General features: G+C 36.2%; 4 protein-coding genes and 1 pseudogene. All 5 read left to right on the forward strand.

Features of this window, described 5'->3' with window-relative positions; all coding sequences use genetic code 11:
• A pseudogene (locus tag ADH52_RS05430) lies at positions 1-213 on the forward strand (peptidase M23); the annotation flags it as partial.
• A gap of 245 nt (positions 214-458) precedes the next feature.
• Entirely contained in the window at positions 459-869 is a 411-nt protein-coding gene (locus ADH52_RS05435; RefSeq protein WP_049510505.1) for a thrombospondin type 3 repeat-containing protein, read from the forward strand.
• Between the two features lie 56 nt (positions 870-925).
• Positions 926-7,156 carry a DEAD/DEAH box helicase family protein gene (locus ADH52_RS05440; protein WP_193389281.1) on the forward strand — a complete coding sequence of 2,077 codons (6,231 nt, stop codon included), beginning with the start codon at positions 926-928 and terminating at the stop codon, positions 7,154-7,156.
• Between the two features lie 74 nt (positions 7,157-7,230).
• Positions 7,231-7,515 carry a DUF5962 family protein gene (locus tag ADH52_RS05445; protein ID WP_044727588.1) on the forward strand — a complete coding sequence of 95 codons (285 nt, stop codon included), beginning with the start codon at positions 7,231-7,233 and terminating at the stop codon, positions 7,513-7,515.
• Between the two features lie 13 nt (positions 7,516-7,528).
• Positions 7,529-7,825, forward strand: coding sequence for a DUF5966 family protein (locus ADH52_RS05450; protein WP_049510507.1), 297 nt, complete (start codon positions 7,529-7,531; stop codon positions 7,823-7,825).
• Positions 7,826-8,195 lie beyond the last annotated feature (370 nt).

Consider the following 8,195-nt stretch of genomic DNA (forward strand, 5'->3'; position numbering starts at 1 on the left):
AATGGCCGTGCGATTGAGGGGACAAGAGTTCTAACGGGTGATGTTATCGGTGAAACACCAGATAATACAGGTTTGAAAGTTTCTTATCAAAAGTATAAGAACAAGAAAGAAAAATTGGTGTATGTCAATCCTCAATTTTATTTCCCAAAAGTCATTCAACTTCAGACTACTATTTTACCAGCAATTAGTCAGTTTGGTGGGGATGAGTTTGAATGAGCAAAACATATTTATGAGTTTTTGAAATCTCAAGGGCCAAGCGGTGGTAGACACCAGAATAAACCGACTGACTAGGTGGCTTACAGGTTCTGTAAGTCGTCTTTTTTACTTTAATAGTAATGTTTTACATTTTAAGGAGAACGCAGTTTTGGCTCGTTCTCTTTTTTTGTTGTGATACTTCTTTCAAGGAATATTTGATAGGATTGGAGTGAAAAAAGATTAACTAGGAAAGAAGGAAGTATATGGAAGCCATTTATCAACGTGATTCGGATCAAGATGGATTAACTGATGCTCAAGAATTGGCGCTAGGAACCAATCCTCTTAGCGCAGATTCTGATGGTGATGGTCGTTCAGATTTATTGGAAATAGAAGAAGGAACCAATCCCTTAGAAAAGGATTTACAAGACATAGACCAAACAAGTCTAACGGAACCGTCATCAGTATTTATGGAAATGAAACAAAAGATTTCAGATATGATGGAGAGTCACTACAAGGAATTTATACAGGCTCTGATTAGTATTGAAACAGGGATTGAAAACCAACAAGACCTAGAAGACTTATATACTTACTACATGAGAACAGATGCCGTTTCTCTTTTGTCTAGTGATTTAGAAACCAGTCCTCAAGAGGTTGAAATGGAGATAGAGTTGTAGGGGAATCATGTGATTCTCCTATTTTCGTATAGATGAAAGGAGCGAGTATGGAAGTAATGGAAGTAATGCAATTATTGGCTATGTTTCGTGGAACAATTCCCAAAGATAGAGAGAAAATGGACTTATTCCTTCGTTATCAAGCGCAACATTTTGATGAGAAATGGCAGGACTTGGTAGAGAGTTTTTTGACTGAAGAGGGCAAGATAGAAGAGATGCCTCGTGTCTATTCTTTTGATCAAGATATTGTTTCTTTCCTAGAGGCTAGTTCTGAAAATAATGACCAAGATTTAGAAAGTTACACAAGAACTTTTGGACAAGCGGGTCTAGATAAATTATCTCAATTAAGTAGTTGGGAGAAATACTTGGTGCTAGAAGTCGCAATCTATAACCTTTCCACTCGATTTTACATCCAATCTGAAAAAGAGAAGCTAACACCATTAAGTGAGCTTGTATTTCATCAGAATCAGAATGTCAATTTAGTCAATGTCTATCGGGTTGCGAATAACCTATCTGACCGCATTAGTAGAGATATAGAGGAATTTCTTCTAATGGTTGACTCAAAAGAGCTTAAAAAAGAAGTTCTTGAGATTCGTTTTGAAGAAAAAGAGGGAGAAGTTCTAGCCTATTTGGGTTCAGAGTTGATGGCTGCTTTAGATACAGTTACAAATCTTGTCCATCATGAAGACAACTACCAACAACTACCACTGACACAAAAGCTGAAGATTATTACTCATTTTGATGATGTAAAGGCTATAAGCGAAAAATCTAAGCAAGTAACGGAAGCGGTCTTACCTTTAGATAATATTGACCAGGTAGAAGAAAATGTGGAAGTTCATTCCCTATCTAAAGTAGATAAAATTGTAGAAGAAGCTTTGAGGGAATATCCAATCGGTTCACAAGTAAGTTATAAAGGTCAAGTATTTCAGTTGGTTTCGATTGAAAATGCCCAGTTAAATGACTTAGTTCGCCTAGAGTTATTCAATGATTCCAACCAGTTATTTGAAGAAAATCCTATCTTATACCTGAACAGTTTGGAAGAGATTGAACAAGTATTGTCTCTTGTAGAACTTGAAAAAGAAGATTCAGAGATTGAGATTGAATCACCAAGTGAAAGCCAGGAAATAGATTTGTTTTCCTATCTGGAAGATGATAATGAAAAGGAAAAGGATAAAGAAACAGAGTCAACACTACTTATTTCAAGTATAGAAGAGTTGGATATCCCTGTTCAAGATTTTGTTTTTCCAGATGATTTAGAGGACTTTTACCCTAAGACAAATCGAGAAAAAATTGAAACAAATATCGCCGCAATTGATCTTGTTAAAAGATTAGAAAAAGAGGGACGACAAGCGAATCCAGAAGAACAAGAGCTACTAGCCAAGTATGTCGGATGGGGTGGCCTTGCCAATGAATTTTTTGATGAACTCAATCCAAAGTATGAAACAGAACGTTTAACTCTCAAGAGCTTAGTAAGCAAATCAGAATACTCGACCATGAAACAAAGTTCTCTCACAGCCTATTATACAGACCCAATGATTATTCGCCAGATTTGGCAAAAATTACTGGCTGATGGTTTTGAAGGAGGAAGGATTTTAGATCCTTCTATGGGGACTGGGAACTTCTTTGCGGCGATGCCTAGAAGTATACGAGAGAGGTCAGAACTCTATGGAGTTGAATTAGACAGCGTGACAGGCGCAATCGCAAAACAACTCCACCCCAATACCCATATTGAAGTGCGAGGATTTGAAGAAGTTCCCTATCAAAATAATAGTTTTGATTTAGTCTTAACGAATGTTCCTTTTGGAAATTTTCGCATTGCCGATAAAAACTACGATAAACCTTATATGATTCATGATTACTTTGTCAAACACTCACTTGATTTAGTAAGAGACGGAGGACAAGTGTCGATTATCTCATCTATTGGGACAATGGATAAGCGGACAGATAATGTCTTACAAGAGATTAAAACCAACACTCATTTTTTAGGGGGTGTTCGTTTGCCGGATACGGCTTTTAAAACGATTGCAGGTACTCGAGTGACCACAGATCTCCTCTTCTTTCAAAAGGATCAAGCAAAGAATCTTAATGAAGAGGAACTTGTTTTTAGTGGTTCTATTCCCTTTGAGGAGGATAAGCGTGTCTGGATCAATCCTTATTTTGATGGGAAATACAATACACAAGTTTTGGGTGAATATGAGGTTCGTAATTTTAATGGAGGAACCCTCAATGTTAAGGGGGAATCAGAAACATTCACTACTGACATTATGGAAGCATTAGAGAATGTGGAGGCACCTAAACCAATTGACAATTCTTTGAAAGAACCTGTTTTTATCCAAGAAAAAGTGGATCATTCTATCCCAAGTCGTATTCGTGAGAACTTAGCGCTCTATTCTTTTGGATATGAGGGAAATCAAATTTATTACCGAGATACGCATGGCATTCGGAAAAGTTCAAAAGTGGACGAAATTAGTTATTATGTAGACGAGAAGGGAGATTTTAGAGCCTGGGACAGTTCTTTGTCTGTACATAAAATAGATCGATTCGTGCAACTTCATTTGACAGATGAGGAAGCACTAGATGTATACAAGTCAGAAGAAGCGAGTAAAAGAGGGAAATATAAGGGCTTGTTCAAAAAAACGGTCTTTTATGAAAGTCCCTTATCGGATAAGGACATTAGTCGCATTAAGGGAATGGTTGATTTAAGAGAGACCTATCAATCCTTAATTGAAATTCAACGCCATCAAGATTATAGTAGAACAGATTTTCAGGTATTACTTAGTAAACTCAATCGTAACTATGACCGTTTTGTAAGTCAATTTGGATACTTGAATGCCTCAGTCAATCGGAACTTATTTGATAGTGACGATAAGTATTCTTTACTAGCAAGTTTAGAAGATGAATACATCGATTCTAAAGACCAGAAAGTAAAATATAAAAAATCTTTAGCCTTTGAGAAAGCATTGGTTAGGCCGGAGAAAGTGATTACAAGAGTATCAACAGCTTTAGATGCCTTAAACTCCAGTTTATCGGATGGTAGAGGGGTTGATTTAGACTATATGGTATCAATTTATCCCGAACATAGCCAAGCTGCTATTTTAGATGAGTTAGGTGACCAGATTTTAATGGATCCAGAAAGCTATTTAAGAGGGGAAAGAAAATATCTTTCTAAGAACCAGTTTTTGTCAGGAGATATTCTCAACAAGATAGAAGTAGTTCAACTATTAGTGGAGGAAAACAATCAAGAATGTGACTGGACTCATGCTTTAGATTTGTTAGAATCTGTTCGTCCTCCACGGATTCATCTGGCAGATATTGAGTTTAAAATAGGGTCACGTTGGATTCCTCAATCCGTTTATGGTAAATTTGCCTTTGAATGTTTTACCAATCGTGAATTTGAATTGTCTTCGCCAGATGTTGAACAAGTCATTGAAGTGAATCCTGTCGATGGCCAAGTTCATTTAAGGACATCATTTGCTTATCGGTATCCAAGCGCCAAAGATAGTAGTCTTGGAGTTAGTGGGTCACGTTATGATACAGGAAGAAAGATTTTTGAGAATTTACTTAATTCGAACCAACCGACGATTACCATGACTGTTACGGAAGGAGAAAAGAAAAAGACCATCACAGATTTGGAAAAAACCTCTGTTCTAAGAGCAAAAGAGCAGCATTTACAAGAGCTCTTTCAAGAATTTGTCTCACGGTATCCTGAAGTCCAACAAGTCATTGAGGAAAGCTATAATCGTCTTTATAATCGAACGGTTAGTCGAGAGTATGACGGTAGCCATCTAGTCATTGATGGCTTGGCTCAAAACATTAGTCTTCGTCCTCACCAAGAGAATGCCATTCAAAGAATCGTAGAAGAAAAAAGAGCCTTATTAGCTCATGAGGTAGGTTCAGGAAAGACCTTGACCATGCTTGGTGCTGGTTTTAAATTAAAGGAGTTGGGAATGGTTCATAAGCCCTTGTATGTAGTGCCCTCTAGTTTGTCTGCTCAATTTGGCCAAGAAATCATGAAATTTTTCCCTACTAAAAAAGTCTTTGTGACTACTAAGAAAGATTTTGTGAAGGCGAGAAGAAAACAATTTGTGTCACGGATTATTACAGGAGATTACGATGCCATTGTCATTGGGGATTCTCAATTTGAAAAAATCCCTGTCAGTAAGGAAAGACAGATGAATTATATAGAGGATAAACTCAATGAACTACGAGAGATTAAAACGCATTCTGAAAATAAGTATACCGTTAAAGAAGCAGAGCAATCAATAAGTGGTCTAGAGAAACAATTGGAAGAACTCCAACGCTTTAATCGTGATAGTTTTATTGATTTTGAGAACTTAGGAATTGATTTTCTCTTTGTGGATGAAGCACATCACTTTAAAAATATTCGTCCGATTACGGGACTTGGAAATGTAGCAGGGATTACCAATACAACCTCTAAGAAGAACGTGGATATGGAAATGAAGGTTCGACAGATTCAGGAAGAACATGATTTTAAAAATATTGTTTTTGCGACAGGAACACCCGTTTCCAATTCTATCAGTGAGTTGTATACTATGATGAACTATATTCAACCAGATATCTTAAAACGCTATCAAGTTGATTATTTTGACTCTTGGGTAGGTGCTTTTGGAGAAATTCAAAACTCTATGGAATTAGCTCCTACAGGGGATAAGTACCAACCTAAGAAACGATTTAAAAAGTTTGTCAATCTACCTGAGTTGATGAAAATCTATAAAGAAACAGCCGACATTCAAACACAAGATATGTTGGATTTACCTGTTCCAGAAGCTCATATTATCCCTATTGAGAGTGAGTTAACTGAAAACCAGAAACTCTATTTAGAAGAATTGGTTATGCGTTCAGATATGGTCAAATGTGGAACAGTTGATCCGAGCCAGGATAACATGTTAAAGATAACAGGTGAGGCACGGAAACTAGCTATTGATATGCGTTTATTGGACTCTAGCTATAGTCTAGCAGACAATCATAAACTGCTTCAGGTAGTTGATAATGTTGAGAGAATTTATCGTGAGGGAATGGAAAATAAGGCTACTCAGATGATTTTTTCAGATATTGGAACACCTAAGAAAAAAGATAATGGCTTTGATGTTTATTCTGAGATTAAGGTATTATTAGTTGATAGAGGAATCCCTAGTAAGGAAATTGCCTTTGTACATGATGCCAATAGTGATGAAAAGAAGAATAGTTTGTCTCGAAAGGTCAATGCAGGAGAGGTGCGGATTCTCCTTGCCTCAACTGAAAAAGGAGGAACAGGTTTAAATGTTCAGAGCAAGATGAAAGCAGTTCATCACCTGGATGTCCCTTGGAGACCAAGTGACATTCAGCAACGCAATGGACGGATTATCCGACAAGGAAATGAAAACAAGGAAGTGGATATTTACCACTATATTAGCAAAGGTTCGTTTGATAATTATCTATGGGCAACTCAGGAGAACAAACTCCGTTATATTAAGCAGATTATGACTTCTAAGGAGCCGATTCGTGCTGCAGAAGACATTGATGAACAGACCATGACAGCTTCTGATTTTAAGGCACTAGCAACAGGTAATCCTTATCTCAAATATAAGATGGAACTAGAGAATGATCTAACTCTATTAGAAAATCAAAGACGCGCCTTTCAACGCAGCAAGGATCACTATAGTCATACAATCTCTTACTGTGAAGAAAATATACCTATTCTTGAGAAACGATTAAGCAAGTATGAAGGCGACATTCAACAGTCTGAAATGTCGAAAGACCAGGCATTTTCTATGACGGTAGGTAAGCAAGCTTTTGAGCAACGAGCTGAAGCAGGGGAATCCCTACACCGTCTTATCCGTCATAATCAAGCTGACAGCAAAGAATTCCGAACCCTAGCCAGTTATCGAGGATTTGACATTAAAATGCTTAGTCTTCCAACAAATCAACCTCTTCCTGAAACCTTTTCTGTTAAGATTGTAGGAGAAAATCAGTATTCTGTCAGTTTAGATTTGTATTCTCCTTTGGGGACAATTCAAAGGCTTCAGCATACGATTGATCACATTAAAGAGGACAAAGTGAAAACTCAGAATTTATTGGATGAATTACAGGATAAATTGACTACTGCTAAAGTTGAAATTGAGAAAAATTTTCCAAAGGAAGAGGATTATCAAACAAAAAAGGCCGAATACGATGTACTCGCGCCATTGATTGAAACAGAAACGGATTTAGATATTATTGATCAGGCCTTAAGACAATTCCACGAAAAAGGAAAAGAAAAGCAAGAACAACTTTCTTTTGAATTGGATTAAAAAATAGATACAAATAGCGGACAAGAAAAGAAAAGCGCGGTAAAATAAAGATAGAAAGAAACGAGGTAACGATTATGATGGAAGATACCTATTATCAATTAGAAGAGGCTTTGGTACAGGGATTTCAAACACCTGAAGAATACCAAGCCTACAAGGAGTTAAAGGAACATTATGAGGAAGTGACAGGGGATTACAGCTTTTCCAAACGAGAACTTACTAGCCAATTGGAAATCGCTCTTCAGAATCATCGAGGTGTGGACTTTGAAGAATATGAAAAAGAGGACTATCTGGAATTGGTTCAAAAACTAGAAGAGTTTGATTCCTCTCTTGCCACCCATTATCGTCAATTGATTGACTAGAAAGGAGAAAGTCATGAATGATTTACTCCTTATCCCAGTAATTTTTTTAGCAGTAGGAGGAATTCTCATTCTTTTATGGAGACTCTTTCTTATTGCCAGTGGACTTTTCTTGATTGGTTTTGTCAGTTTCCTTATTTTCGTGGAGGTCTATGGAATTTATTTGTTCTTTACTGAACCTAGTTTATATTTTGATGATATCAGACAACATGGTTTAACTAGTTTTACGGCTGTGTACTTTTTCATCAATCTGATGTTGGTTCTAGGATTTAGTTGGCGCTTCATTAACTCCATAAATAAGCATAAAATGTGAACTTTTTAGATAGTTAAAAGACTTTATTCAAAGGTAGGTTTGAATAGAGTTTTTTGTTGATGTGCTTATAATCCAGTCTCAATACTCTGTATTAGAAACAAAAAGAGATGAATTAAAATTAAAGTGTACAGAATGCTTTAGAGTTTCTATTTTTCTTATAATATATAGTAATTTCGGTACAAATTAACTTGTATATTCTATCTGGTTTAGTGTGATATATTCATTGTTAAATAAAAATATGAGTTCTCCTCTTATTTTAAAAAATAATTATTTTATAATTTTTTTTTATATTTAGTGTAAACTATTCATTGCGTCCAATGTATCTATAATTTTTTCAAATTGTTTTCGTTTAATCTGAATACGATTGCCA

The sequence above is a fragment of the Streptococcus pseudopneumoniae genome (assembly GCF_001072665.1).
Lineage (GTDB): Bacteria > Bacillota > Bacilli > Lactobacillales > Streptococcaceae > Streptococcus > Streptococcus pseudopneumoniae_S.